We start from the raw sequence: 25,123 nt of genomic DNA, 5'->3' as shown, positions 1-25,123 counted from the left end.
GATCGGCAAAAGCCGAGTCAGGCTGTAAAGATCGACAAAGGCCCCAGTAAACGTCCGAACCCCTGCTGGAACAGGGGGCACCGTTACCAAAAAGTGACCCTTCTCACATTTCGCGAAACACCGGTCTTGTCAGGGACCAAATGTCGCGTTTGTCACATTCCGCCTCGCATGCGCTGGACCCACGGTGATCAAAAGGAAGCAGAACGTGATCAAGGGCCGCCCGCGCGGGCGGCAACGATGGCGCATCGTAAAAGGCGGACGAAATTACGGGCGGACGGCGCCCACGAGGTTGCGGCCGTAGGCGGAGAGGCTGACGACCTTGACCACGTCGCCCGTCTGCGGCGCATGGACGATCTTCCCGTTGCCCGCATAGATGCTGACGTGCCCCAGGCCCTCGCTGAAGATGAGATCGCCGGGCTGGAGCGCGTTCAGCGACACCTTGCGGCTGGCGCCCCACGCCCACTGCGCCCACGTCGTCCTGGGCAGCGACACGCCCGCGGCCCGCCATGACGCCTGGGTCAGCCCCGAGCAGTCGTAGCCGCCCGGCCCCGTCCCGCCGAACACGTACGGCTTGCCGACCTGCGCGAACGCGAACCGCAACACCGCCGCGGCGTTCCCCGACGCGGGTCCCGTGTACTCGATGCCGGTGCTGTTCGGATTGCCGGTCTTGTAGGCGCCCAGCTTCTTCAGAAGCTTCTTCTGCTCGGCGATCAGCCCGAGGATCTCCTTGCGCTCCTTCTCGACCTCGCCACGGACCTCGTCGGCCGACCGCAGGGCGTCCTGCGCCTTGTCGCGTTCCTTCTTCAGCCCGCGGTTCTCCCGGTCGAACGCGGCCAGCTTCTCCGAGCGCTCTTTGGCCATCTGCCCGGCCAGCGCCATCCCGGCCAGCCGTCCCTGCGGGTTGTCGGCACCGACCAGCCCCGGCATGGTGGTGGCGTAGCCGCCGGCCCGATAGACGGTGGCGGCCATGTCGGCGATCTGGGTGCGCAGGTCGGCGACCGTACGGAGTTTGCGCTTGTAGCTCGTGTTCAGCTTCGCGTAGGTGCCCTTGGCCTTCTTGTAGCGCTCGGTCGCCGTGTTGTAGCGGTCGACGACCTTGTCGGCCTTGTCGTTGAGCTTGTCGAGCTTGGCCTTGGCCTGCCCGATGGTCGGCTTCGGATCAGCGAGCGCCGCCCCCATGGGGGACACCACAAGCCCGAACGCGAGACCCACGGCCACCGGCACCCGGCCAAACCTCACTGCGTCGCCTCCCAGGGGATCTTTACTGGGGCGAAATAGTACAGAAGTGGCGGGCGAGGTCTCACCCGAACATACCAATTCGTAACTTAAGCCCGGCCCAGCCGGCGCAGCAGCAAGCCAGAGGGAACGGGTCTGGCTCCCATCCGCCTGACGGACTCGGCCACCTCCCGGTCCGACGACACCACGGCGATGGCACGGCCGGGCGGCTCGGCGCGGACGAGCTGGCGGATCAGGTCGTCGGCGATCTCCCCGGGCGCGCTGAACAGCACCCTCACGCCGCGCGGCGCCACGACCTGCACAGGGGCGTTGAGCTCCGCCCCGTCGAACACCGCGGTCACCTCTACCCTCGTCTGCGCCACCAGCCCGCCCAGCCCGGTCATCAGCCGGTTGCGCTGGTCAGCGAGGGTGAGCGTGCCGTAGCCGGTCTTGGTGACGTTGTAGCCGTCGATGATCAGGTGGACCTGCGGCAGCGCGAGGAGCTGGTCGAGGAGTTGCGGGTCGTCGTCGGCGAGCGCCCGCGCGGGCACGCGCACACCCGGCCGTTCGCCGGTGACCGCGGCGACCGAATCGGCCGGCCGGCTGATCGTGGTGGGCAGGGCCAGCTCCCTGCGCAGCCCGGCCGACGCGTCCTGCAGCGCGTCGAGCAGCACCCTGATGCGGGCGTCCTCGATGCTCCTGCCCTCGCGCGCGGCCCGGCGCGAGGCTTCGAGCTGCTTCTCCACGTCGGACAGCCGCTCGCGCAGCCGCCGCAGCTCGGACTCCCCCGCGCTGCCGGCGGCCGAGGCGGCCGTCCTCGCCTCATCGGCGGCCCGCTCCATCTCCTCTGCCCTGCGCACCGCGGCCTTAGCCCGTTCGCGGGCGTCGTGAAGCCTGCGGCGCAGGTCGGAGTTTTCCGCGCGGGCGGCCCTGACCTGCTCGCGCAGGCGTTCCGCCTCCTCCTTGGCGGCGCTCTTCTGCGCGGCGAGCTGCTCGCGCAACCGGGCGACGACCTCCTCGCGCTCGGAGTCCTCGGCGGCCGCGAGCGACTGCTCCAGGTCGGAGCGGGCGGCCTCGATCATCTCCGCCCAGCCGGGCGGGCGGGTGAGATAGGCGGCCGCGGCCACCAGCACGGGGTCGGCGGCGGGCGGCACGTTGCCCTCGGCGAGCGCGGCGACCAGCTCGGGCCAGCCCGCGGTCACCGACTCGGCGACCAGCTCGCGGAACTTCTTGTCGTTCTCCAGCTGCGCCGCGATGGGGGCGCTGCCCAGCTTGGCCCGCTTACGAGGGTCGAACTTGGCGATGCCCCGCAGCGGCGGCGGAATAGCGGCAGGGGGCATCGTGCCGAGGACTTGAGACGCCAAGTCGACGACATTGAGCCGCACCTGCTCGGGAAGCGGGCGAGACAGGCCTTCACCCGCTGAACTCATCCCACTTGTCCCTTCGTGACATGCCCTTTCAGACAAGGGTACGGCTGCCGCGTACCTGACCGTAACGGCCACGCCGATATGGGCAAGCGCTTGGTTGGGAAGGATCGGCCACGCCGGTACGGGCGTCCACCAGGGAGGCCGACCCTGGCGGAACAGTCTCGCACCGCCGCTCGTGACCTCGCAGAACCGCGTCGACCCGGCACCCCGCGGCGCCGCTGCAGGCCCGGCGAGCGCGCACTCGTCGGGGTCGCCGCCACCCGGCGCGAAAAGCTGGGATTCCAGCGCACCGGCCCGTCCGAGCCCGGCCCTCTGGGGCTGCTCGGTCCGGCGGCTCGCCGCGCCATGATCGGGACCTGCCGGCGCGGTGGCTCGCCGCGCACGATCGGGGGCCTGCCGGCGCGGTGACCCGGCTACGAGCCCGCGTCGTAGACCAGCAGCGCGACCTGGACCCGGTTGTTGAGGTCGAGCTTGGTCAGGATCCGCGACACGTGCGCCTTGACCGTGGGCACGCTCATGAACAGCTCGCGCCCGATGTCGGCGTTCGACTTGCCCTGGCCGACGGCCGTCGCCACCTCCCGCTCCCGCACGCTGAGCCGGCCGAGCAGCTTCCTGGCGCGTTCCGTGCGCTCGTCCGCCCCGCCGTCGGACACGTGCGTGATGAGCTGCCGGGTGACCGCCGGCGACAGGATCGGCTCGCCCTCGGCCACCTTCCTGATCGCCTGGACCAGGTCGCCCGGCGCGATGTCCTTCAGCAGGAAGCCGGCCGCCCCCGCCCGCAGCGCGCGCAGCACCTGCGCGTCGGCGTGGAACGTGGTCAGCACCACCACCTCGGGCGGCGCGGAGGTGCGGCGCAGCGCCTCGGTGGCGGTGAGCCCGTCGACGCCCGGCATGCGGATGTCCATCAGCACCACGTCGGGCCGGTGCTCGGCCACCATGGGCGGCACTTCCGAGCCGTCGCCCGCCTCGCCGACGATCTCGATGTCGCCGGCGCCGCCGAGGATCATCGACAGCCCGGCCCGCACCATCGCGTCGTCGTCGACGATCAGCAGCCTGATCGGCCCGCCGGCCGGAGTGGTCACGCGTCCTCCCGAATCGTCTTCGCCGGCCACGGTAGCCAGGCGCGTACCAGGAACTCGCCCTCCGGCGTCGCGCCGTGCTCCAGCCTGCCGCCCGCCAGCTCGGCGCGTTCCGTCAGCCCGATGAGCCCGGCGCCCGCGCCGGGGATGCGCAGGCCGTGGCGGGCCCGCAGCGGATTGCGCACCTCCACCGACACCCCCCTGCCCCGCCTGCCCGCCACGGTGACGGCCACCGGCGCGCCGCCCGCGTGCTTGCGGGCGTTGGTGAGCGCCTCCTGGACGATGCGGTAGAGATTACGGCCCAGACCTTCCGGCGCGTCCTCCACCCCGAGGCTCAGCCACACGTCCATGCCCGCCTGACGGCATTCCTCGGCCAGCTTGGGCAGGTCGGCGAGCGTGGGCTGCGGGCGCTCCGGCACCGGTTCGGCCTCATCGCCCTCCTCGCCCGGCCTGGCGGCGCGCAGCACGCCGATCACCTCGCGCAGGTCCTGCAGCGCCAGGTGGGCGTTGTTCCTGATGGCGCCGGCCGCCCTGGCGATCTCCTCGGTCGGCGCGTCCGGGCGGAACTCCAGCGCGCCCGCGTGCAGGCTGAGCATCGAGATGCGGTGGGCGAGCACGTCGTGCATCTCCCTGGCGATGCGCTCGCGTTCGCTCCGCCTGGCCTCTTCCGCGGCCACCCCGGCCTGCCGCCTGAGCGACCAGATGACCTGCCGCCTGGCCCTGACCACGATGCCCCACGCGAACACGGTCAGCACGATCGCCACCCCGAGTACCGCCGTCCAGCCCCGATCGAGGTCGCTCTGCGGCCGCAGCCAGACGTAGGGCGCCAGCGTGACGAGGGAGAAGAGCGCGAGCGGCCCGGAGATCCTGAACGGCCGGTGCACCGCCACCGTGAACAGCGCCACGACCGAGGGCCCGCCGGGCAGCTCCAGGTAGGACGCAAGCAGCGTCGTCACCACGGCCAGGCCGACCGGCCACCTGCGCCGCAGCCACACCGCCGCGCACGACAACGCCCCCATGACCTGCTCGATCACCAGCAGCGGCGCCGGCTCGTCCTGGATCTCCGTCAGGGACAACAACGTCAGGCCGCAGGCCAGCAGGAACATGACGGTGTCGACGATCCAGTCGCGCGTCGAGCGGCGCACGCGCCCGCCTTCCCGGGCGTCTCCGAGCAGCACCGACGGCAGCGCCCACCGATATTCGGGGACGGGAACGCCGTCCTGCCGGTGTGCCGTCACGTCCACCGAGGTTAGGCCCTGCCAGGGGCGGGGCGACAGCGACCAAAGTCGATGCCGGCCGAGACCTACGGCCGACGCGGGCCGCGCGGCCGCGCGGCGAGGCTGGAGCCATGCAAGCGGTTCTGACGGTATCGGGGTGGGTGCTGCTCCTGCAGGGTGTGGGCGGCCTGGTCAACGCCCTGTTCGGATGGTGGCGGTGGGCGCACGACCTGCTCGTGGTCAACCTGCTGCCGGTCCTCAAGGGATACGAGGTGTTCGCGGCCATCGTGCTCGGGGTGCTCGGCTTCGTGCTGCTGGCCGCGGCCGACGCGACGAAGAAAGCGAAGGAGGAGAAGTGAGCTCGACCATGCTCAGGCCGCCGCGCAACCAGGCCGATCCGCGGGTGATCCCGTGGTGGACGGTGCAGTGGCTGCTCCTCATGGCGCCGCTCGCCGTCGCGGCCGTGGCGGCGTACTGGATCTTCACCGAGCGGCCGCTCTGGCTGGGTGCGGCGGTCGCCGTGTTCGGGGTGGCGTGCGTGGCGCTGGCGCTGGTGGCGCCGCGGGCGTACTACCGGGTGGAGCGGTGGGAGGTCACCGGCGAGGCGGTCTACACGCGCAAGGGGTGGCTGACGCACACCTGGCGGGTGGCGCCGATGTCGCGGATCCAACGGGTCGACACCGCGCGGGGGCCGGTGCAGCGGCTGTTCGGTCTGGCCGACGTCACGGTGACCACCGCCTCGTCCGCGGGCGCCGTCAAGATCGAGGGGCTGGATCACGAGGTGGCCGCCGAACTGGCCGAACGCCTGACCGCCCTCACGCAGGCGACGCCCGGGGACGCCACATGAACGCGCCCGGGCTGCGCGGGCAGGACATGAACGCCCCGGAAGCGGCACAGGAAGCGGCACACCACCGCGACGGGCAGGACCGCTGGCGGCGGCTGTCAGGACGGAGCCTGTGGGTCTCGGGCACCAAGTCGCTGGCACTCGTGGCCGGCGCGGTCGCCGGGCTCACCCGCTTCCTGCTGGGCCTGGACTGGCAGCCGGGCTGGATCGTCGCGGCCTGCGCGGGCGCCGCGGTGCTGATCCTGGCCACCGTGCCGGCCTACGACCTGGCCAGGCTGCGTACGACCCGCTGGCGGCTCACCGCCGAGCGGCTCGAGCTGCGCTCGGGCCTCACCACGCGCCAGCACCGCTCGATCCCGCGCGACCGGGTGCGCAGCGTGGACCTCAGGGCCGATCCGATCCTCCGGATGTTCGGCCTGAGCGTCGTCAAGGTGGGCACCGGCGAGCACGCGGGCGACCACACCGAGCTGACGCTCGACCCGCTGGCCAGGAACGACGCCGAGGCGCTGCGCCGTACCCTGCTGCACCGGGAGGAGGAGCGGGAGTCGCGGGACGGGCCGCTGGCCGAGCTGCGCTGGTCGTGGATCAGGTACGCGCCGTTGTCGGTGTGGACGTTCACGGCGTCCGCGCTGGTGCTCGGCGCGCTCTACAAGCCGCTCAACGCGATCGGGCTCAAGTCCGTCACCAGCAGAGCGGCGAGCCACCTGTGGGGCTGGATCGTCGCGCAGCCGCTGACGGCGGTCCCGCTGCTGCTGGCGGTCAACCTGGCCGTCGGCGTGCTCGGCGCGGTGCTGCTGTTCGCCGAGTCGTGGGGCCGCTACCGCCTGGAGCACGAGCCCGGCCGGCTCAGGCTGCGCCGCGGGCTGCTGACCGCCCGGTCGCTGACCCTGGAGCTGCGCAGGCTGCGCGGAGTGGAGATCAGCGAGCCGCTGCTGCTGCGGCTGGGCGGTGGCGCCCGCGTCAAGACCGTCGCCACAGGGCTTGGCAAGAAGGCCGGGAACGAGACGGAGGACGCCGCCGCGCTCGCCCCGCCCCTCCCCCGTGACCTGGCCTGGCGGCTCGCCGCCGAGGTCGCCGGGGCCGGCGGGCCGGGGTCGCGTGTCCCCGCCGCCGAGGTCGCGGCGGCCGGCGTGCCGGGGTCGCGCGTGCCCGGCGCCGGTAGCGCGCTGATCCCGCATCCCCTGGCGGCGAGGCGGCGGCGCGTCGTACGGGCCCTGCTGGCGACCGCGCTCCTGGCCGCCGCGGCGGGGGCCGCGTCCTGGCCGGCGCCGTGGGTGCGCGCCTGGGTGTGGCTGATCCCCGTCGTGGTGCTGGCGGCCGGGATGTGGGGCGCCGTCGAGGGCGCCAGGAACCTCGGGCACGCGCTGGGCCCCCGGCACCTGGTCAGCCGGGGTGGCGCGGTGGTGCGGCGGACCGTCGCGCTCGACCGCAGGGGCATCGCGGGATGGACGATCACCGAGTCGTACTTTCAGCGGCGCTCGGGATTACTGACCGTCTCCGCCACCACCTCCGCCGGCCGCGGGCACTACGAGGTGATGGACGTCGGCCGCGAGACCGGCCTGGACCTGGCCTCCCGCGCCGTACCCGGCCTGCTGGAGCCGTTCCTCATCAGGGGGACGACGGTGGCAAAGCAATGAGCCGCGAGATCCCCCGTCGCTTGCCCATGCCCCTGTACTGGACAAACGTGATCGCGCGGCTCAAGTGCTTGCGGTCCTAACCGTATTTGTCACACTTGCAACCGGGTTGCAGGCTCTTTAACCGTTGACGCGAACCGCCGTCAGGAGAACACGACAACGCCGCCCCTCCCCTTCCCGACAGCGGGGCGAGGCGGCGTCACGTGAGGTCAGCTGCCCTTGGGCTGCCTGGTCAGCGTGGCCATGTAGGACTTGGCCAGGGTGAGCGCGCCGGCCATGGCCTCCTTCTCCGGCATGAACTCGACCTTGGACGAGTTCGTCGCCTCGCCCTCCGGCCGCTGGTGGCCTGAGTAGTCGACCCGGACGACCATGGCGCCCTTGCGGATCATCACGGTGGCGCTGGAGGCCGAGACCTCGCCCCGCCTGGTCTCCACGTACTGCTGGTAGGCCTGTTCGCCCAGCCCGTCGACCTCGGTCAGCTTGCCCCAGGTGATGCCTTCGAGCGATGAGTCGGCGGTGCTCTTGTCGCCGCCGTACTCGCCGACGTAGTAGGCCTTGGCAGCGGCCGCGTCGACCGCGCCGGCCCGGTTGGTGAAGCGGTGCACGGTGATCAGCACGCTGCGGATCTTCTTGGTGCCCTCCCCGCCGGGCAGGTCCAGGTTGAGCCAGCGGCACTCGGTCTGGTTGTCACCCCCGGCCGTGGTGCCGCGGGCGCGGGTGGTCGGCTTGGGCACGAGCTTCGTGGCCGCCTCCGTCACGGCGGAGCAGTCGGCGGGGAAGACGGTCAGCACGCTCGGCGAGGGCGTCGGGGTGGCGCTCGGCGACACCGTGGCCTCCGACGACTCCGCCCGGGCCAGCACGCCGGGATGCTTGGCCTGCCAGGCCGCCACGCCCTTCGCGAAGTGGCCGGCCAGTTTGGAGACCTCGCGGATCGCGTTGGCCTCGGTGATCGACTGGGTGGTCTCGTTGGACAGGATCTGGGCGTCCTTGCGCTGCTGGCTCGCCTGGTACTTGACCTCGATCGTCATGTCGCCGACGCGGGCGTAGGCCTTGCCGAACGAGTACCACAGCAGCTTGCCGTCGCGGCGCCAGGTGTACTGGGCGAACGCGCTGTCACCGACGCCCTGGATGTCCTTCACCGGCGAGGTGTAACTCTTCTCGCCGGGCTTGAGCGACGGGGTGGCGGTCTCGCCGTACTTGCCGCCGCGGTAGTCGACCTCGTAGGAGTTCTGGGCCAGCGCCCTGCCGGTCTTGGCGCCCTCGCCCTTGTGCTGTTCGATCCGGACGTCGATCTCCCTGCTGCGCCAGAACTCGCCGTACGAGATGCGCTGGTTCTGCCAGTTGCAGGTGAAGCTGACCGTGTAGTGGCCGTCCTGGGACCTCTTGGCGATGGTCGCGTCGGGGACGAGCCGGTCGGCCTCGTCCTTCGGCAGCATGGCGCACACGTCGGGCCTCGTCGCGGCGGCGGCCGAGGTGGCGGCCGGTTGCGCCGGCCCGTCGTCCGTCGTGTCGCCCGGCTGCGCGAACGGCGGCGTGGAGGTGCCCGCGACCTTGCCGTACACGAAGTAGGCCCCGACGCCGCCCGCCGCGACCAGCACGACGAGGGCGGCGGCCAGCGTGGGTAGCAGCCAGGCGGGCCGCCGCGGGCGCTGCGGCGGCGGCACCTGCGGCATCGGCGACATGGCTGGAGGCAGGTACGGTGGCGTGTTCCGTGGCGTGCCGGGCGGCATGTCGGGCGGCTCGAACTGCCTGCCTGGCACCTGGTAAGGGCTGGTAGGCGGCTCGTGCTCGCTGCCGGGATTCACAAAGACTCCTGGGGTTGCCTTGGCGTGCGGGGGTACATGGTAGTCACACCCCTTGCGAGAGGCTTGCAGGCGTTCACTTCGCCAGCGCCGCCGAGACCAGGCGTGCCGCGGCGACGGCCGGCTCCTTGTCCGCGGGGTCGGAGGACGGCACGTCATCACGATGCCAGACCACCTCGCCCAGCAGGTTGCTCATCCGGAAGAGGATGACGCTGTCGGACGAGCCCGTCTCGTTGCTGTTGAGGTGGAACTTGAACCTGTTCTGCATGATCGCCGCCTCCCCGACGCCCTTGACCTCGCTGACCGTGCCGCGCAGCTCGCGCATGTGCCTGCCCTTGGAGGCGGTGCGGGTGGTCCTCTCGCTGTCGAAGCGGCGCTGGGCGACCTGCGGCCCGCCGAGATCGGCGCCCGGCTTCTCCGCCCAGGCGCGCACGATGAGCCGGCGGCCGGGCGCCGAGCCGTCACGGACCAGCCACTGGCACTCATCCAGCCTGCTGCGCATGCGTTCCGGCTTGCCCTTCACCAGTTGGGCGGCCTCGGCGCCGGTGATCAGCGTGCACGGGTCGGGAGCCGTGGCGAACCTGCCGGTCTCCGGCCCGTCGACGAGAGCGCCGGCGGCGTACCAGCCGCCCGCGCCCAGGAGCACGACGGCCGCGACCGCCGCGGGCAGCAACCAGCGCCGGGACCTCGCGCCCGCCCGCCCGCCATGGGCGCCCGTGGTGACGCCGGTCAGGCCGCGCAGCACGTGGCGCACCTGGGCAGCCGTGGGCCTGGCCGCCGGATCCTTCGCGAGCATGGCCATCAGCAGGCCGCCGAGCTCCCGCCCGGCCCTGGCGGGGAACGGCGGCTCGTGCAGCAGCACCGCCGCCGCGACCGCCGCGGACAGCTGCCGCTCGAACGGCGCCCTGCCCTCCACGGCCGTGTAGAGGCTGGCGCCGAGCGACCACAGGTCGGAGGCAGGGCCTGAGGGCTGCTCGTTGAGCCGCTCCGGCGCCATGTAGCCGGGCGAGCCCGCACTGCCGAACCTGTCGGCGTGCCCGCCCATCGGCGCGGCGATGCCGAAGTCGGTCAGCATGGCCGAGCCGTCGGCGTCGAGCAGGATGTTGGCCGGCTTGACGTCCTGGTGCACCATGCCGTGCGCGTGGGCGACCTCCAGCGCGGAAAGGACGCGCAGCCCGATCTCGGCCACGTACGCGGCGGGCAGCGGCCCCCGCTCCTTGATCACCTTGTCGAGCGAGCGGCCGGTGACCAGGTCCATGATGATCCACGGCTGGTCACTCTCCAGGACGACGTCGTGCACGAGCACGATCGCCGGGTCGCGCAGGCGTCCCGCCGACCTGGCCTCGTGGATGGCCAGGTTGGCGAAGTCCGCCCGCTGGGGCGGGGTCAGCCCTTCTGGCACGCGTACCTGCTTGACCGCGACCTGCCGGTCGAGCACCTCGTCGATGGCGCGCCACACCGTGCCCGCGCCGCCCTGTCCGAGCCGCTCGATCAGCCGGTAGCGGCCCGCCAGCAGGTAGAGGTCACCCGGCATTGCGCAACGCCTGTTCGCTCGCCTGCGCCACCCTCAGCGCCGCCTGCTTGACGTCGTCGTCGGTCGGCTTGTTGGCCAGCGTGGAGTATTCGACGCTCACCACGAGGTTGGCCAGCCGGTAGTAGATGTGAGCGGTGTGCACGCGGCCGGTCGGGCCCTTCAGCTCGAAGGCGAAGGCCTCCTCACCCACGCCGCCGACCGGGCGCACCGGCGTGCGCGTGGCCTTCCTGGAGTCCTTCACGCCGATCTCGGGCCACGTCCAGGTGATCTCCTGGTATCTGGCCCAGTAGCGTTTCTGGTTCTCGAACAGCCTGCGGGCGGAATCATCGGTCATCGACCAGGGATCGACGGTGTCGGAGTCCTTCTGCACCTGCAGGCCCACGCCGCTGCCCGACATCGGCCAGCCGCACTTGGGCCCCACCTCGTCGGCGTCGGGGCTCCCCTTCGGCGGGCTCTGCGTACGCAGCACGCTGCCGACCTCCTGAGAGCTGAGCAGGGTGCACACGTCCATGGGCACCGTGAACGCCGACGGCACGCCGTCGTCCTCCCCTCGCAGGAAGAAGAAGGCCGTGGTGCCCGCGGCGACCACGACCACCGCCGCGGCGGCGATGGCGATCCAGCGGGCCGCGCCGCCGGGCCGCTTCGTTCTGGTCGGCGCGGTCACGGTCTGGGTGACCGGCAACTGCGGCGCCGCCCCGCCCGCGGCGACCTGGCGCAGCGCCTCCCCTGCCGTGCCCGCGTCGGGCCGCGCCGCGGGGTGGTGCGCCATCATGGCGGCCAGCAGCGGCCCCAGCGGACCGGGCGCGATCGGGACGGGCTCCACCAGCGTGGCCCGTACCCGCTGAGCCGCCGAACCGGAGTAGGCGGGCCCGCCCGTCACCGCGACGTAGAGTGTGGCGCCGAGCGACCACAGGTCGCTGGCGGGGCCGCCGGGCCGGCCCTCGAGGCGCTCGGGCGCGATGAACCCTGGAGAGCCGATCATGAGCCCCTGCTCGGTGAGGGTGGCCTGGCCCTCCTGCCTGGCGATGCCGAAGTCGGTGAGCACGACCCTGCCGCTGTCGGTCAGGAACACGTTGCCCGGCTTGACGTCGCGGTGCTGCACCCCCTGGGCATGCGCCATGCCCAGCGCCTCCAGCACGTCGGCGCCGATCCGCGCGGCGTAGTCGGGAGGCATGGGCCCGAACTCCCGCACGGTCTCGGCGAGGGTGCGCCCGCGCAGCAGTTCCATGACCAGCCACGGCCGCTCGTTCTCGACGACCACGTCGTGCAGCGCCACGATGCCGGGGTGGCGCAGCCGCGCGGTGGCCTGCGCCTCGCGCACGGCCCTGGTGATCGAGTCGGACCGTTCCTTGGGCGACATGCCCTCGGGCAGCGTGAGCTCCTTGACCGCGACCTCGCGGTCAAGCATCTCGTCCCTGGCCTGCCACACTGTCCCCATGCCGCCCGCGCCCAGCGGGCGCAGCAGGGAGTAACGGCCGGCAAGTCTTCCCGCGGACATAAAGGGAAGGGTAACTACTTATGGGGGTTCTGCCGAACAAAATGGCGGTACGGGGCCTGGCCGCCCGGTGACAACAGCGCCCCTCCGGTGACCTGTCCCGGTGATCGGGGGCGCCGGTCGTGGTTCCTGTCGGTCGGCCTCTCTATGGTCTTGGTTCGTGGACCCGGTTCAAGGCACTCTCGACGAGCTCGGCACCCCGCTGAGTGACGTCACGTTCGTCGTGTTCGACCTCGAGACGACGGGGGGCGCCCCCGCCGAGGACGCCATCACCGAGATCGGCGCGGTCAAGGTGCGGGCGGGCGAGGTGCTCGGCGAGTTCTCCACGCTGGTCGATCCCGGCGGCCCCATCCCGCCGTTCATCTCCGTGCTGACCGGCATCACCGACGCCATGGTCATGGCCGCGCCGCGGATCGACGCGGTGCTGCCGAGCTTTCTCGAGTTCATCCGCGGCGCCACGCTGGTGGCCCACAACGCCGGTTTCGACACCCGCTTCGTCAAGGCCGCCTGCGCCTCGCTCGGCTATCCCCCGCCGGCCAACCCGGTCGTCGACACCGTCGACCTGGCGCGGCGCGTGCTGACCCGCGACGAGACGCCCAACGCCAAGCTGTCCACCCTGGCCAGGTTCTTCCGCAGCTCCACCGAGCCGTGCCACCGTGCCCTGCAGGACGCGAGGGCCACTGTCGACGTGCTGCACGGGCTGATCGAGCGGGCCGGGTCGTTCCAGGTCCACACGCTGGAGGAGCTCAAGTCGTTCGTCCGCGCCCCCACCCCGGAGCAGCAGCGCAAGCGCCACCTGGCCGAGTCCGTCCCGCACGCCCCCGGCGTCTACCTGTTCGAGGACGACCGCGGCGAGGTCCTCTACATCGGCAAGAGCACCAACCTGCGCAACCGCGTGCGCTCCTATTTCACGGCGAGCGAGACCCGCCCGCGCATCCGCGAGATGATCGGCATCGCCGATCGGGTGCGCCACATCGTCTGCTCGACCGCCCTGGAGGCGGAGGTCAGGGAGCTGCGCCTGATCGGCGGCGCCAAACCGCGCTACAACCGCCGTTCCCGCTTCCCCGAGAAGGTGGTCTGGCTCAAGCTCACCACCGACCTCTTCCCGCGCCTGTCGATCGTGCGCGAGCTCAAGGACGACGGCGCCACCTACCTGGGCCCGTTCGGCAGCTCCCGCCTGGCCGACGACGCCCGCATCGCCCTGCACGAGGCGGTCCCCCTGCGCCAGTGCACGCAGCCGATCACGCTGCGCACCCGGCGGGCGGCCTGCGTGCTGCACGAGATGGGCCGCTGCGGCGCCCCCTGCGAAGGGAAGACCAGCCAGGAGGAATACGCGATGCACGCAGAGAGCGCCCGCCGCGCGATGACGCTCGACGCGTCGCCGGTCTTCTCCGCCGTGTCGGCCCGCATGGAGCGCCTGTCGGTGGAGCAGCGCTACGAGGAGGCCTCCATCGACCGCGACCGGCTGGCCGCGTTCGTCCGTGCGGCGGCCCGCATGCAGCGGCTGAGCGCCATCACCCGCATCCCCCAGTTAGTGGCCGGCAGCCCCGCCTTCGGCGGCGGCTGGGACATCCACGTGATCCGCTACGGCCGGCTGGCGGCGGCGGGCGTCATGCCGAAGGGCGCCCATCCGACCCCTTTCGTCGCTTCGCTGACGGCCGCCGCCGAGTCCGTCATTCCGGGGCCCGGGCCCGTCCACGCCGCCAGCGCCGAGGAGACCGAGTGCATCCTGCGCTGGCTGGAGTCGCCGGGGGTGCGGCTGGTGGAGGTCGACGGCGAGTGGAGCCTGCCCGCCCGGGGGGCTGCCCGGCACAAGGCGCGCATCGATCTCGCGTACCAGCGTCCTGATCGGCCGCGCCCGCAGGAGGGGCGACCTTTGAGGTGAAACGATAGAGTTGTTACATGGTCACGGCTATTGTCCACATCAACGCAGAGGTAGACCGCATCCCGGAGGTCGCCCAGACGATCGCCGAGATCCAGGGGGTCAGCGAGGTCTACTCCATCACCGGCGAATACGACCTGCTCGCCATGGTCAGGGTCTCCGCCTACGAGGAGATCGCGGAGGTCGTTCCCGGGCGGATCAACAAGGTCTCCGGTGTCCTGCACACCGAGACGCACATCGCCTTCCGCGCCTATTCCAAGCACGACCTCGAAGCGGCTTTCTCCATCGGCTTCCCCGAGGCCGACTGACCCCCGTACCCTGACACCGCCACCCCGGCGTATACCAGGGCGTTGTCCACGCGTCCTGTCGCGGTAGCGCCCATCCCGGCGCCCCACCTGAACCACCGCACAAGGCCGAGGACGCCGACGGGCCCGGACGAGCGGTGCTCGTCCGGGCCCGTACGGTGTGCGGCGTCAGCGCGTGAGGCTGTGGTCGTCGTCGGCTGAACCGACGGCGGCGTGCTCCTCCTCGTGCCCGTGGCCGTCCCCATGCCCGCCGTCCAGCGGGATCTTCTCCCCGCCGTACGCCTTGGACATGCGCGCACGCAGCTTGCCCAAAGGCCCGCGCATGCCCTTCGGCGGGATTCCCGAGCCGTCGGGCGCGACCGGGAGCATGAGCACCGGCTCCTTGCCGCGCATGTGCGCCTCGATGTCGTCGGCCGGGGTCGTGTGGACCTCGATGAACTCACCGTGCGGCAGCCGCTTGATCACGCCGGACTCCACACCGTGCGAGATGATCGCCTGGTCGGAGCGCTGCAGGCCGAGGCACATGCGATAGGTGATCATGTACGTCAGCGCCGGCGCCACGAAGATCAGCACCCGTCCTGCGTAGGTCGTCCAGTTGAGGCTGACGTGGAAGAACGCCGCGATCTCGTCGTTGGCGCCCAGCAGCCAGAGGACGCCGTAGAACGCGATGGCCGACATGCCGATCGAGGTGCGGTGCGGGTTGTTGCGCGGCCGGTCGGCGATGTGGTGCTCGCGGTTGTCGCCCGTCACCCAGCGTTCGAGGAACGGATAGAGCGCCAGACCGGTCATGATGATGCCCATCGGCACCAGCGCCGGGATGATGACGCTCAGCGGCAGCGTGCCGGCATGGGAGGTGCCGAAGAGGTTGATCTCCCAGGCGGGCATGATGCGCAGCGCGCCTTCGAGGAAGCCCATGTAGAAGTCGGGCTGCGAACCGGCCGACACGTCGGCGGGCGTGTAGGGGCCGAACAACCAGATCGGGTTGATCTGGGCGAACGTCGCCAGGCCCGCGACCACGGCCAGCGTGAACAGGAAGTACGCCCCGCCCTTGGCCATGAAGGCCGGGTAGAACGGTGCGCCCACGACGTTCTTGTTGTCGCGCCCCTTGCCGGGCATCTGGGTGTGCTTCTGCACCCACATGAGCACCAGGTGGGCGGAGATCAACGCCAGCAGGATGCCGGGGATGAGCAGGATGTGCAGCGAGTAGAACCGGGAGATGACATCCTCACCCGGATATTCCCCGCCGAACAAGAAGAACGTGATGTACGTGCCGACCAGCGGCAGCGAGATCGCCACGCCCTCGGTGATCCGCAGACCGGCGCCGGAGAGCAGGTCGTCGGGGAGAGAGTAGCCGGTCAGGCCCTCGGCCAGCGCCAGCGTCAGCAGCAGCACGCCGATGACCCAGTTGAGCTCGCGCGGCTTGCGGTAGGCGCCGGTGAAGAACACCCGGAGCATGTGGACCATCATGCCCGCCACGAACAGCAGGGCCGCCCAGTGGTGCATCTGCCGGATGAGCAGACCGCCACGGACGTCGAAGCTGATCTCCAGCGACGACGCGTAGGCCTCGGACATCATGACGCCCTTGAGCGGCGCGTACGAGCCGTCGTAGGCGATCTCCATCATGCTGGGCTTGTACCAGAACGTCAGGAACGTCCCGGTCAGCAGCAGGATGATGAACGAGTAGAGGGCGATCTCGCCCAGGAGGAACGACCAGTGGTCGGGGAAGATCTTGCGCAGGTTGCGCTTGAGGGCGTTCGCACCGCCGAGGCGGTCGTCGAGGAACGTCGACGGCCCGGAGACGGCCTTCGGAACATTCGTGAGCTCGCTCACGTCTGGCCTCCTTCCCTGACCGCGGCCTCGGCGTCACCGCGCTCCCAGTAGCTGGGGCCGACGGGCACCTCGAAGTCGTGCTGGGCGATGAGATAGCCCTCGGCGTCGACGGTGATCGGCAACTGCGGCAGCGGCCGGGCCGCGGGACCGAAGATGACCTTGGCACCGTCGGCGGCGTCGAACGTCGACTGGTGGCAGGGGCACAGGATGTGGTGGGTGTTCTGCTCGTAGAGGGCAGCGGGGCAGCCCACGTGGGTGCAGATCTTGGAATATGCCACGATGCCGTCGTGCGTCCAGTTCTGGCGGGTGCCGCTCTTGATCTCTTCGGGACGGAACTTGATCAGGATCAGCGTCGCCTTGGCGAGGGCGTTGAGGTCGTGCTCGTAGCCCTCGGGGACGACCGACAGGATGCCGCCGGGCGAGTTGAAGTCGGCGGCGCGGATCGGCTGGCCCGTGCCCTCGACGACGAGCCTCAGCGGCTTGCCCTCCTTGGTCTTCTCGCCCCAGACGGTGTGGCGCAGCGTCTGGTTGAACTTGGCGCCGGGCATCTTGCTGTTGTCGAGATCGCGCAGCAGCACCAGCGGCACCAGGCCGAGCGGCGCGGCCGCGAGCAGCAGCGTACGGCGCAGCAGCTTGCGCTTGACGAAGCCGCTCTCGTTGGCGCCCTGGACGAACGTGGCGGCCACGACGTCGCGGTCGGGGGCGGCGGAGGCCATCTCGTGGCGCTCCTGGATCAGGGAGTATTTCGGCATGATCTGGCGGACCCAGATCACGATGCCGATCGCCAGCCCCAGGATCGCCACGGTCAGGGTGCTGCCCAGCGCGAGGTTGGACACCCCGGTCGCCTCGGGCCCGCCGACCTGGAAGACCACGTAGGAGACGATGAACCCGATCGACGCCAGGAACGTGATCATGAAGCACAGGGCCACGAGCTTCTCGGCCTTGCGGGCCTTGGCTTCGTCCTGCAGCGTGACGCCGGGGACCTCCTGGCCGGCCTCCTGCGGCTTCTCGGTGGCGCCGAGCATCGAGGTGCCCGGCGCGGGGGTGCCGATGACGCGCTTGGGAACGCGTTCGTCCGGCTGCTCGATCTCGTGCTCGTTGTCTGTCATGACTTCTGTCGCTTCTTCGCGGTGATCCAGATGGCGGCCAGTGCGAGGGCGCTGAGACCCACAATCCACGCTACGAGACCCTCGGTGACCGGGCCGATCCGCCCGAGGCCGAAGCCTCCCGGGTCTTTCTGCGCGCGCACCTGCGTGATGTAGGCGATCATGCTGCGCTTCTCTTCCGGCGTGATCGTCGTGTCGTTGAAGACCGGCATCGCCTGCGGGCCGGTGACCATCGCCTCGTAGATCTGCGTGGGGGTCGCCTCGTTGAGGTTGGGAGCGTGCTTGCCCTGCGTCAGGGCGCCACCGGCACCGGCCCAGTTGTGACACTGGATGCAGTTGGCGCGGAACAGCTCACCACCCTTGCCCGCGTCGCCCAGCTTCGGGTCGACCTGCTCGGCGCCCGGCACCTGCGGGCCGCCGCCGAGCGACTGCACGTAGGCGGAGATCTGCGTGATCTTCTCCGGGGTGACCCACTCGGGCTGCGGCTTGCGCGGCGCCTGGGGCCCAGGGTTGGCGGCGGGCATGCGGCCCGTGCTCATCTGGAAGTCGACGGCCGCGGCGCCGACGCCGATGAGCGTGGGCGCCGTCTCGGTGCCCTCGGCGTTGGTGCCGTGGCAGCTCGCGCAGTGCGCCACGAACAGGCTCTTGCCCTCGGCCACGTCATCGACCTTGCCTGCCGCCAATGCCGCGTCGGCAGGCTTACCCGCCTGGACAAAAGCGGTGTATGCCATCCCGACCAGCGCCAACGCCAAAATCAGGACGGCGTATCTCGCTAGGGGATGCCGCCGCCAAGCGGTGATCCTAGTCACAGAAGTCCCGTTCCTTAACGAATGATGTAGATGGTCGCGAAAAGACCGATCCAGACGACGTCGACGAAGTGCCAGTAGTAGGACACGACGATCGCACTGGTGGCCTGCTCATGCGTGAAGCGCTTCGCGGCGTACGTGCGTCCCAGCATGAACAGGAACGCGATCAGGCCACCGGTCACGTGCAGGCCGTGGAAGCCCGTCGTCAGGTAGAACACCGAGGTATAGGCGTTGGCGGACAGGGTCGCGCCGTCCGACGCCAGCTCGCCGTACTCGTACAGCTGCCCCGCGATGAAGACCGCGCCCATGAGGAAGCTGACGATGTACCAGAAGCGGAGCTTGCCGACCTGCCCCTTCTCCGCGGCCCACACGCCAAGCTGGCACGTCACACTCGACAGCACCAGAATGATCGTGTTGACCGTCGCGAACGGGATGTTCAAGTCGTGCTCGGGGTTCGGGACCATGAGCGGATTCCACGCCAGGCCCTTCCCCTCGCTCACCGACCGGATGGTGAAGTACATCGCGAACAGCGCCGCGAAGAACATGAGCTCGGAGGACAGCCAGACGATCGTACCGACGCTGACCAGGTTGGGTCTGCGGTACGGCTGGGCTGCCGTCGTCGAAGTTATTGCGGATGCTGTCGCCACGGGCAGCATTATTGCGGCTCCAGTGGTCGGTCCGGCGCACGACCCCCCGTTAGAGGGCACGAACCGCGCACCAACCTGGGATAATTAGGGCAAACCACACCCAAACCGCCCAGCCTGCGCGGCACGCGCTCGGGCGGCCTGGGATTGCACACCGCCGCACCGGTACGATCCCAGGTGACCATACTGCTACGACACGATAGTGAGCGCGACAGCGATGTCCACTGGGAGCACCGACGACACGATGAAGGTCCTCGTCTACAGCGACGACGCCGCCACCCGGGCCGAGGTGAGCGCGGCCATCGGCAGGCGCCCGGCCGCCGACGTGCCTTTCGTCGAGCTCGTGGAGTGCGCCACCGAGCCCAAGGTCCACCAGTGGCTGGGCTCCGGCGAGATCGACGTGGCCGTCCTCGACGGCGAGACCCAGCCGGCGGGCGGCATGGGCGTCTCCCGCCAGGCGAAGGACGAGGTCTACGACTGCCCGCCCATCTGCCTGATCATCGCCAGGCGCGACGACCGCTGGCTGGCCGACTGGTCCAAGGCCGACGCCGTCGTGTCGCAGCCCCTGGAGCCGATGGTGCTGGCCGACACGGTCGCCGACCTCATGCGCCGCCGCTCCTCCACCCGACTCAACGCCAAGTAGGTGCCCATGGACTCCCGGACGACCTGGCCCACCCTGCTTTCCGCTCTCCTGTCAGGCGAGCACCTCACCTCTGACGAGACGGCCTGGGCGATGCGGGAGATCATGTCCGGCACCGCGACGTCCGCGCAGATCGCCGGCTTCGCGATCGCGCTGCGGGCCAAGGGCGAGACGGTGGCCGAAGTGGCCGGCCTGGCCCGCACCATGCTGGAACTGGCCACGCCGCTGAGCGTCGAGGGCCCCGTGGTCGACGTCGTCGGCACGGGCGGCGATCGGGCCCACACCGTCAACGTCTCGACGATGGCCGCCATCGTGGCCGCCGCCGCGGGCGCCAGGGTCGTCAAGCACGGCAACCGCGCCGCCTCGTCCTCGTGCGGCGCCGCCGACGTCCTCGAGCACCTGGGCATCCGGCTCGACCTGACGCCCGAGCAGACGGCGCTGGTCGCGCGCGAGGCGGGCATCGCGTTCTGCTTCGCCCCGGTCTACCACCCCGCGCTGCGCTTCGCCGGGCCCACCCGTAAGGAGATCGGCGTTCCCACGGTCTTCAACTTCCTGGGTCCGCTCACCAACCCGGCCCGCCCCGCCGCCCAGGCCATCGGCGTCTTCGACGCCGCGATGCTGCCCGTGCTGGCGGGCGTCTTCGCCGAGCGCGGAGTCTCCGCCCTGGTGTTCCGCGGCGACGACGGCCTCGACGAGCTGACCATCGCCGGCACCTCCACGGTCTGGGTGGTGAAAGACGGCACCGCGACGCAGACCGGCTTCGACCCGTCCGTGCTCGGCATCCCGCGCGCCGACGTGGGCGCGCTGCGCGGCGGCGACGTGGCGTTCAACGCCCAGGCCGTGCACGACCTGGTACGCGGCAAGACCGGCCCGGTGCGCGACGCCGTCCTGCTCAACGCGGCCGCGGCCCTGGTGGCCCTCGACGGGCCCGGCGACAACCTCGACTCGGCGATGATCGACGGCTACGCCCGCGCGGTGCAGGCGGTCGACTCGGGGGCGGCCGCGGCCACCCTCGACCGCTGGGTGGAGGTCAGCGGCGCCTGCGGCCCCGCCTGACGTCCTGGCCATGCCGAACCCCCGGACGCCACCGCCCCTGCCGGACGCTCCCGGCCGCGCCGCTCGGTCCGCCTGACGTCCTGGTCACCGGACCCCCGGGACCGATCCGACCGGGCGGCACATCGTGTGGCGGTCCGGCCGTCATGCCGGGGCCCGCGGTCGGGCGGAAGGCGGGTCTGGCGGCAGGAACCGCCGGACCGGGTGGCGTGACCCGGTCCGGCGGTCGTCGTACGGTGGCCGGCTACGGCAGGGTGACCGTGGGACCCGACTTGATCGAGCTCCACTTGAGCCACTGTTTCCAGCTTTCCTGCCAGTGCCCCCACCCGTTCGTGGGCTCCAGCTTCCGCGGCGAGCCCGTGATGACGATCGGGTCGCCGATCAGCGTGTTCTTGATGAACCACGCGGCGTTCGCCGGGCTGACGTTGACGCATCCGTGGCTGACGTTCGCGTGGCCCTGCGACCCGACCGACCAGGGTGCGCTGTGCACGTACTCGCCGCTGTTGGAGATGCGGACCGTGTTGTAGACCGTCAGCCGGTAGTAGCCCGGGGAGCCGGGCCCGATCCCCGGAGAGGTCATGATCGTCACTGGTTCGCGCGACATGGCCAGGTGGATGCCCGAGGTGGTGTAGTACTTCCACTGGCCGCCCTGGCCGGCGCTCATCGGCATCGTCCGGATCTTCTTGCCGTTCCGCCTGACCGTGAGCACGTGGTTGTTGGTGCTGCCCTTGGTGATCTGCTCGCGGCCGATCTTGAAGTTGAGCCGGACGTCGCGCTTGCCGTACATGCCGGGCCCGCCGCGCACTCCCGCCAGATTGGCTTCCACCCGCACCTTCGTGTGCGCGGGCCAGTACTTCCGCGGCCGGAAGTCCACGTGGGTGTCGTCGAACCAGTGCCAGGCGCCCTCGACCGGCTTGGACGTGCGGACGATGAGGTTGCGCTCGACGGACACGCGGTCGGCGACCGGCTGGTCGAACTCGATCATGACGGGCATGCCGACGCCGACCGTCAGCCCGGTGTAGTCCTTGTTCGGGGTGATCGTCTTGATGTCGAACGTCTTGTTGCTCCTGACCGTCTTGAACGTGCTCTTCGCCTGAGTCTGCTTGCCCGCGGCGTCCACCGAGAGCGCGGTGACCGTGTAGGTCACGCCTGGCCTCGCCGTGACGGTGCTGCGCCATCGCGTACGGTCGCCGCTCAGGACACCGTCCAGCGAGCCGGACTTGTCGCCCTCCACGCGCACGCTCCTGAGCGTGCCCCCTCGGGCCGACACCACGACGGGCTGGTCCGTGGGCACGTCGGCGGCCTTGTCGGCCGGAGAGAACGTCACAGAGAGCGCTCGCACCCCCGCGCCCGCCATCGCGACCCCGTCGGGCTTGCCCTCCGCGCCGCCCACCGTGCCGCCTTCCGAGCACGCGGTGAGCAGCGCCAAGGCCAGCAGGCCGGCCGATCCATACGCTACGCGCCCCACGAGTGACTCCCTTGTCCCGCTCCATTGCCTTACCTGATGAGAAATCCGCTCGCTTGGCGCCCCGTACCTGGTTAGGGCCATAGAGGCAGTCCGCATAGCAGATTTCTCATTAGTACCCTGAGTGATCGAATGACCACATCCGGGAACCGGTAAAGAACACCAAAAAGCGGGCGTCCTCCCTCGTGGAAGCACGCCCGCCTCAGATGTGGCTCAGTGCGAGAAGTTGCCCCGGTAGTACTGGAACACGAACCCGATCATGGCCATGATGACCAGGAACACGCCGATCAGGAACATCCAGAAGCCGATCACGAACCCGGCGAAGGCGAAGGCCGCCGCCAGGCAGAGGAAGAGCGGCCACCAGCTGCTCGGGCTGAAGAAGCCGATCTCCCCCGCGCCGTCGCTGATCTCGGCCTGCTTGCTGTCCTCCGGCTGGGCGCCGATGCGCCGCGCGGTGAACATCAGGTAGTAGCCGACCATGAACGCGAACCCGACCGAGATGGCCATGGCCGTGGTGCCGACCGGCTCGCCTCTGCCCATCTCCGCCTTGGTCCAGAACCAGTAGGCGATGTCGACGCCGGCGAAGAACAGGCCGCACAACAGGAACAGCCAACCCTGGACCTTCATCAGGCCTCGACCTCCTGGGCGGACTTGGCGGACACGTGCGGATAGTGCAGGTCGAACGCGGGACGCTCGGACCTGATGCGCGGCAGCGAGGTGAAGTTGTGCCGCGGCGGCGGGCATGAGGTCGCCCATTCGAGCGAGCCGCAGTAGCCCCAGGGGTCGTCGACGGTGACCTTGGGCGCGCTGCGCCAGGTCTTCCAGACGTTGTAGAAGAACGGCAGCGTCGAGGCGCCCAGGATGAACGCGCCGACCGACGAGATCATGTTGAGGTCGGTGAAGCCGTCGGCCGCGCTGTAGTCGGCGTAGCGGCGCGGGAAGCCCACCACGCCCAGCCAGTGCTGGATGAGGAACGTGGTGTGGAAGCCGATGAACAGCAGCCAGAACTGCAGCTTGCCCAGCTTGTCGTCGAGCATCTTGCCGGTGAACTTGGGCCACCAGAAGTAGAACCCGGCGAACATGGCGAACACCACGGTGCCGAACACCACGTAGTGGAAGTGCGCCACGACGAAGTAGGTGTCGCTGATGTGGAAGTCGAGCGGCGGCGAGGCCAGGATGACACCGGTCAGGCCGCCCAGCAGGAACGTCACCAGGAAGCCGACCGAGAACAACATCGGCGACTCGAACGTGAGATGCCCGCGCCACATCGTGCCGACCCAGTTGAAGAACTTCACACCTGTCGGCACCGCGATGAGGAACGTCATGAACGAGAAGAACGGCAACAACACCTGCCCGGTCGGGAACATGTGGTGCGCCCAGACCGTGATGGACAGACCGGCGATGGAGATCGTCGCGGCCACGAGGCTGATGTAACCGAAGATCGGCTTGCGGCTGAAGACCGGCAGGATCTCCGTCACGATGCCGAAGAACGGCAGGGCGATGATGTACACCTCGGGATGGCCGAAGAACCAGAACAGGTGCTGCCAGAGCAGCGCTCCGCCGAACTCCGAGTCGAAGATGTGGGTGCCGAGCTTGCGGTCGGCCTCCAGCGCCAGCAGCGCGGCGGCCAGCACCGGGAACGCCATCAGCACGAGCATGCTGGTCAGCAGCACGTTCCAGGTGAAGATCGGCATGCGGAACATGGTCATGCCGGGAGCGCGCATGCAGATGATCGTGGTGATGAAGTTGACCGAGCCGAGGATGGTGCCCAGACCCGACAGGGCCAGGCCCATGATCCACAGATCGCCGCCGACGCCGGGCGAGTTGATCGCGTTGGACAGCGGCGTGTAGGCGAACCAGCCGAACGACGCCGCGCCCCCCGGGGTGAAGAAGCCCGAGACCGCGATGATGCTGCCGAACAGGTAGAGCCAGTAGCTCACCATGTTGAGGCGCGGGAAGGCCACGTCGGGGGCGCCGATCTGCAGCGGCATCAGCTCGTTGGCGAAGCCGGCGAACAGCGGCGTCGCGAACATGAGCAGCATGATCGTGCCGTGCATGGTGAACAGCTGGTTGAACTGCTCGTTGCTGGTGAACTGCAGGCCCGGCTGCGCCAGCTCGGCCCGCATGACCAGCGCCATGACGCCGCCGATGAGGAAGAAGGCGAACGACGAGATCAGGTAGAGGTGCCCGATGATCTTGTGATCGGTGGAGGACAGCCACTTGGCGATGATCTGGCCCTTGGTGACGGGCCTGATCGGCGTCCTGAGTGGTTCTTGGATGGCGGTCACTGGGCACTCCCAGCCTGTTGGGTCGCGATGTACTGGTCGAACTCAGCCTGCGGAACGAGCTTCACCGAGAAGAGCATCCGGCTGTGGTCGACACCGCACAGTTCGGCGCAGCGGCCGGCGAACACGCCGGTCCGGTCGAGCGTCGTGATCTCGAACTTGCGACCCGGGTTGTCCTCCGGGATCCCGGGGATGACGTCCCGCTTGAACAGGAACTCCGGCACCCAGAAGGAGTGGATGACGTCGTCGCTCTGCAGCTCGAACTCGACCTTGGTCTTCGTCGGCAGGACCAGCTGGGGGCCCTTGTTGTAGTCGCTCACCGGCACGCCGGCGACCGGCGGCAGCGTCTTGCCGTTGACGGTGGTGGTGAAGCGCCAGCTCCACTGGTACGCCTCGACCTTGACCTTCACCGGCGCGTTGCCGGAGACCTGCTCCAGACGCTCACTGTCGCGTGCGGTGAAGAAGAAGAACACCGACACCATGACGAGCGGGATCAAGGTGTAGAGCATCTCGATCGGCAGGTTGTAGCGGACCTGCGGCGGGAGCTCGGCCTTCGCCTTGCGCTTGCGGTGGAAGATGGCCGCCCACATGATCAGGACAATGACGACGGCACCCGTGGCGAGCGCGGCGATCCAGGCCCCGTTCCACAGGCTTTGGACCACATTGCCCTCTTCGGTGATGTGGCCGGGAAGAAGGCCGCGAGACCAGTCGGCCTCGGGGACGTCATTAGCACACGCCGTAGCAGTGGCCAGCAGCAACGCCAAAGCGGCGGCGCGTGGCACCCTGCGCCGGGCCAACGAACGCCGCGTCGTACGGCGAGTCGGACTCACGGATCGCCTACCCCACAGATGTAGCCCAAG

22 protein-coding genes are annotated in these 25,123 nt (G+C 70.0%); 7 read left to right on the top strand and 15 right to left on the bottom strand.

Annotation, left to right across the window (positions count from 1 at the left end; all coding sequences use genetic code 11):
* Positions 1-264: 264 nt before the first annotated feature.
* The 4 genes from ABGA98_RS25175 to ABGA98_RS25160 all read right to left on the bottom strand — a co-directional run bounded on the left by ABGA98_RS25175 (position 265) and on the right by ABGA98_RS25160 (position 4,959).
* The gene (locus ABGA98_RS25175; protein WP_347620854.1) at positions 265-1,239 is read right to left on the bottom strand and encodes an NlpC/P60 family protein; all 975 of its coding nucleotides are present in this window, start codon (positions 1,237-1,239) and stop codon (positions 265-267) included.
* A gap of 86 nt (positions 1,240-1,325) precedes the next feature.
* Positions 1,326-2,579, bottom strand: a complete 1,254-nt coding sequence (locus ABGA98_RS25170) for an NYN domain-containing protein (protein WP_347620853.1) — start codon at positions 2,577-2,579, stop codon at positions 1,326-1,328.
* A 476-nt stretch (positions 2,580-3,055) separates the two neighbouring features.
* Positions 3,056-3,724 (bottom strand): response regulator transcription factor, encoded by a 669-nt coding sequence (locus ABGA98_RS25165; protein ID WP_347620852.1) that lies wholly within the window; start codon positions 3,722-3,724, stop codon positions 3,056-3,058.
* Positions 3,721-4,959, bottom strand: a complete 1,239-nt coding sequence (locus ABGA98_RS25160; protein ID WP_347620851.1) for a histidine kinase — start codon at positions 4,957-4,959, stop codon at positions 3,721-3,723. Before ABGA98_RS25160 ends, ABGA98_RS25165 begins: the two co-directional genes overlap by 4 nt.
* A 110-nt stretch (positions 4,960-5,069) precedes the next feature.
* Between ABGA98_RS25160 and ABGA98_RS25155 the strand changes: the two genes are divergently transcribed.
* The 3 genes from ABGA98_RS25155 to ABGA98_RS25145 are packed head-to-tail and all read left to right on the top strand — an operon-like array spanning position 5,070 to position 7,419.
* A complete protein-coding gene (locus ABGA98_RS25155; protein WP_347620850.1) occupies positions 5,070-5,297 on the top strand; it encodes a hypothetical protein in 228 nt (75 codons plus the stop codon).
* 8 nt (positions 5,298-5,305) lie between these two features.
* Entirely contained in the window at positions 5,306-5,785 is a 480-nt protein-coding gene (locus ABGA98_RS25150) for a PH domain-containing protein (RefSeq protein ID WP_347620888.1), read from the top strand.
* The gene (locus ABGA98_RS25145; RefSeq protein WP_347620849.1) at positions 5,782-7,419 is read left to right on the top strand and encodes a PH domain-containing protein; all 1,638 of its coding nucleotides are present in this window, start codon (positions 5,782-5,784) and stop codon (positions 7,417-7,419) included. The genes ABGA98_RS25150 and ABGA98_RS25145 overlap by 4 nt, the downstream gene beginning before the upstream one ends.
* 206 nt (positions 7,420-7,625) lie before the next feature.
* Here ABGA98_RS25145 and ABGA98_RS25140 read toward each other — a convergent pair whose 3' ends face one another.
* The 3 genes from ABGA98_RS25140 to ABGA98_RS25130 all read right to left on the bottom strand — a co-directional run bounded on the left by ABGA98_RS25140 (position 7,626) and on the right by ABGA98_RS25130 (position 12,250).
* Positions 7,626-9,221: a hypothetical protein gene (locus ABGA98_RS25140; protein WP_347620848.1), complete on the bottom strand. Its 1,596-nt coding sequence runs from the start codon at positions 9,219-9,221 to the stop codon at positions 7,626-7,628.
* 73 nt (positions 9,222-9,294) lie between these two features.
* Positions 9,295-10,752 (bottom strand): serine/threonine-protein kinase, encoded by a 1,458-nt coding sequence (locus tag ABGA98_RS25135; protein WP_347620847.1) that lies wholly within the window; start codon positions 10,750-10,752, stop codon positions 9,295-9,297.
* Positions 10,742-12,250 (bottom strand): serine/threonine-protein kinase, encoded by a 1,509-nt coding sequence (locus ABGA98_RS25130; RefSeq protein ID WP_347620846.1) that lies wholly within the window; start codon positions 12,248-12,250, stop codon positions 10,742-10,744. Before ABGA98_RS25130 ends, ABGA98_RS25135 begins: the two co-directional genes overlap by 11 nt.
* A 157-nt stretch (positions 12,251-12,407) precedes the next feature.
* Between ABGA98_RS25130 and ABGA98_RS25125 the strand changes: the two genes are divergently transcribed.
* Both ABGA98_RS25125 and ABGA98_RS25120 read left to right on the top strand, forming a co-directional pair.
* Positions 12,408-14,132 (top strand): DEDD exonuclease domain-containing protein, encoded by a 1,725-nt coding sequence (locus tag ABGA98_RS25125; RefSeq protein ID WP_347620845.1) that lies wholly within the window; start codon positions 12,408-12,410, stop codon positions 14,130-14,132.
* 17 nt (positions 14,133-14,149) lie between these two features.
* Positions 14,150-14,437 carry an Lrp/AsnC ligand binding domain-containing protein gene (locus ABGA98_RS25120; RefSeq protein WP_347620844.1) on the top strand — a complete coding sequence of 96 codons (288 nt, stop codon included), beginning with the start codon at positions 14,150-14,152 and terminating at the stop codon, positions 14,435-14,437.
* 165 nt (positions 14,438-14,602) lie between these two features.
* Here the strand turns inward: ABGA98_RS25120 and ABGA98_RS25115 are convergent, their stop codons facing one another.
* The 4 genes from ABGA98_RS25115 to ABGA98_RS25100 form a co-directional block, all read right to left on the bottom strand.
* The gene (locus tag ABGA98_RS25115; protein ID WP_347620843.1) at positions 14,603-16,264 is read right to left on the bottom strand and encodes a ubiquinol-cytochrome c reductase cytochrome b subunit; all 1,662 of its coding nucleotides are present in this window, start codon (positions 16,262-16,264) and stop codon (positions 14,603-14,605) included.
* Positions 16,261-17,373, bottom strand: a complete 1,113-nt coding sequence (locus ABGA98_RS25110; protein ID WP_347620842.1) for a Rieske 2Fe-2S domain-containing protein — start codon at positions 17,371-17,373, stop codon at positions 16,261-16,263. The genes ABGA98_RS25115 and ABGA98_RS25110 overlap by 4 nt, the downstream gene beginning before the upstream one ends.
* Positions 17,370-18,116, bottom strand: a complete 747-nt coding sequence (locus tag ABGA98_RS25105) for a c-type cytochrome (RefSeq protein WP_347620841.1) — start codon at positions 18,114-18,116, stop codon at positions 17,370-17,372. The genes ABGA98_RS25110 and ABGA98_RS25105 overlap by 4 nt, the downstream gene beginning before the upstream one ends.
* Before the next feature lie 77 nt (positions 18,117-18,193).
* Entirely contained in the window at positions 18,194-18,832 is a 639-nt protein-coding gene (locus tag ABGA98_RS25100) for a heme-copper oxidase subunit III (RefSeq protein WP_347620840.1), read from the bottom strand.
* 205 nt (positions 18,833-19,037) lie between these two features.
* On the opposite strand from ABGA98_RS25100, the gene ABGA98_RS25095 reads away from it, so the two are divergent.
* Entirely contained in the window at positions 19,038-19,463 is a 426-nt protein-coding gene (locus tag ABGA98_RS25095; protein ID WP_347620839.1) for a hypothetical protein, read from the top strand.
* Between the two features lie 6 nt (positions 19,464-19,469).
* The gene (gene trpD, locus ABGA98_RS25090; RefSeq protein WP_347620838.1) at positions 19,470-20,516 is read left to right on the top strand and encodes an anthranilate phosphoribosyltransferase; all 1,047 of its coding nucleotides are present in this window, start codon (positions 19,470-19,472) and stop codon (positions 20,514-20,516) included.
* 241 nt (positions 20,517-20,757) lie between these two features.
* Here trpD and ABGA98_RS25085 read toward each other — a convergent pair whose 3' ends face one another.
* The 4 genes from ABGA98_RS25085 to ABGA98_RS25070 form a co-directional block, all read right to left on the bottom strand.
* Positions 20,758-21,981, bottom strand: a complete 1,224-nt coding sequence (locus ABGA98_RS25085) for an Ig-like domain-containing protein (RefSeq protein WP_347620837.1) — start codon at positions 21,979-21,981, stop codon at positions 20,758-20,760.
* Positions 21,982-22,191: 210 nt separating this feature from the next.
* Complete coding sequence (locus ABGA98_RS25080) at positions 22,192-22,605, bottom strand: cytochrome c oxidase subunit 4 (protein ID WP_347620836.1); 414 nt, start codon at positions 22,603-22,605, stop codon at positions 22,192-22,194.
* Positions 22,605-24,266, bottom strand: a complete 1,662-nt coding sequence (ctaD, locus tag ABGA98_RS25075; protein WP_347620835.1) for a cytochrome c oxidase subunit I — start codon at positions 24,264-24,266, stop codon at positions 22,605-22,607. The genes ABGA98_RS25080 and ctaD overlap by 1 nt, the downstream gene beginning before the upstream one ends.
* Positions 24,263-24,925: a cytochrome c oxidase subunit II gene (locus tag ABGA98_RS25070; RefSeq protein WP_347620834.1), complete on the bottom strand. Its 663-nt coding sequence runs from the start codon at positions 24,923-24,925 to the stop codon at positions 24,263-24,265. The genes ctaD and ABGA98_RS25070 overlap by 4 nt, the downstream gene beginning before the upstream one ends.
* Between the last annotated feature and the right edge of the window lie 198 nt (positions 24,926-25,123).

This window comes from Nonomuraea sp. B1E8 (assembly GCF_039871515.1).
Lineage (GTDB): Bacteria > Actinomycetota > Actinomycetes > Streptosporangiales > Streptosporangiaceae > Nonomuraea.
The sequence above is the reverse complement of the archived record's forward strand: the minus strand, read 5'-3'. Positions and strand labels throughout refer to the sequence as shown.

What these genes read in the sequence shown, in the direction of transcription:
- ABGA98_RS25155 (WP_347620850.1), top strand. Translation starts at nt 5,070, where the DNA reads ATGCAAGCGGTTCTGACGGTATCGGGGTGGGTGCTGCTCCTGCAGGGT.
- ABGA98_RS25150 (WP_347620888.1), top strand. Translation starts at nt 5,306, where the DNA reads ATGCTCAGGCCGCCGCGCAACCAGGCCGATCCGCGGGTGATCCCGTGG.
- ABGA98_RS25145 (WP_347620849.1), top strand. Translation starts at nt 5,782, where the DNA reads ATGAACGCGCCCGGGCTGCGCGGGCAGGACATGAACGCCCCGGAAGCG.
- ABGA98_RS25135 (WP_347620847.1), bottom strand. Translation starts at nt 10,752, where the DNA reads ATGCCGGGTGACCTCTACCTGCTGGCGGGCCGCTACCGGCTGATCGAG.
- ABGA98_RS25130 (WP_347620846.1), bottom strand. Translation starts at nt 12,250, where the DNA reads ATGTCCGCGGGAAGACTTGCCGGCCGTTACTCCCTGCTGCGCCCGCTG.
- ABGA98_RS25120 (WP_347620844.1), top strand. Translation starts at nt 14,150, where the DNA reads ATGGTCACGGCTATTGTCCACATCAACGCAGAGGTAGACCGCATCCCG.
- ABGA98_RS25110 (WP_347620842.1), bottom strand. Translation starts at nt 17,373, where the DNA reads ATGACAGACAACGAGCACGAGATCGAGCAGCCGGACGAACGCGTTCCC.
- ABGA98_RS25100 (WP_347620840.1), bottom strand. Translation starts at nt 18,832, where the DNA reads ATGCTGCCCGTGGCGACAGCATCCGCAATAACTTCGACGACGGCAGCC.
- ABGA98_RS25095 (WP_347620839.1), top strand. Translation starts at nt 19,038, where the DNA reads ATGTCCACTGGGAGCACCGACGACACGATGAAGGTCCTCGTCTACAGC.
- trpD (WP_347620838.1), top strand. Translation starts at nt 19,470, where the DNA reads ATGGACTCCCGGACGACCTGGCCCACCCTGCTTTCCGCTCTCCTGTCA.
- ABGA98_RS25080 (WP_347620836.1), bottom strand. Translation starts at nt 22,605, where the DNA reads ATGAAGGTCCAGGGTTGGCTGTTCCTGTTGTGCGGCCTGTTCTTCGCC.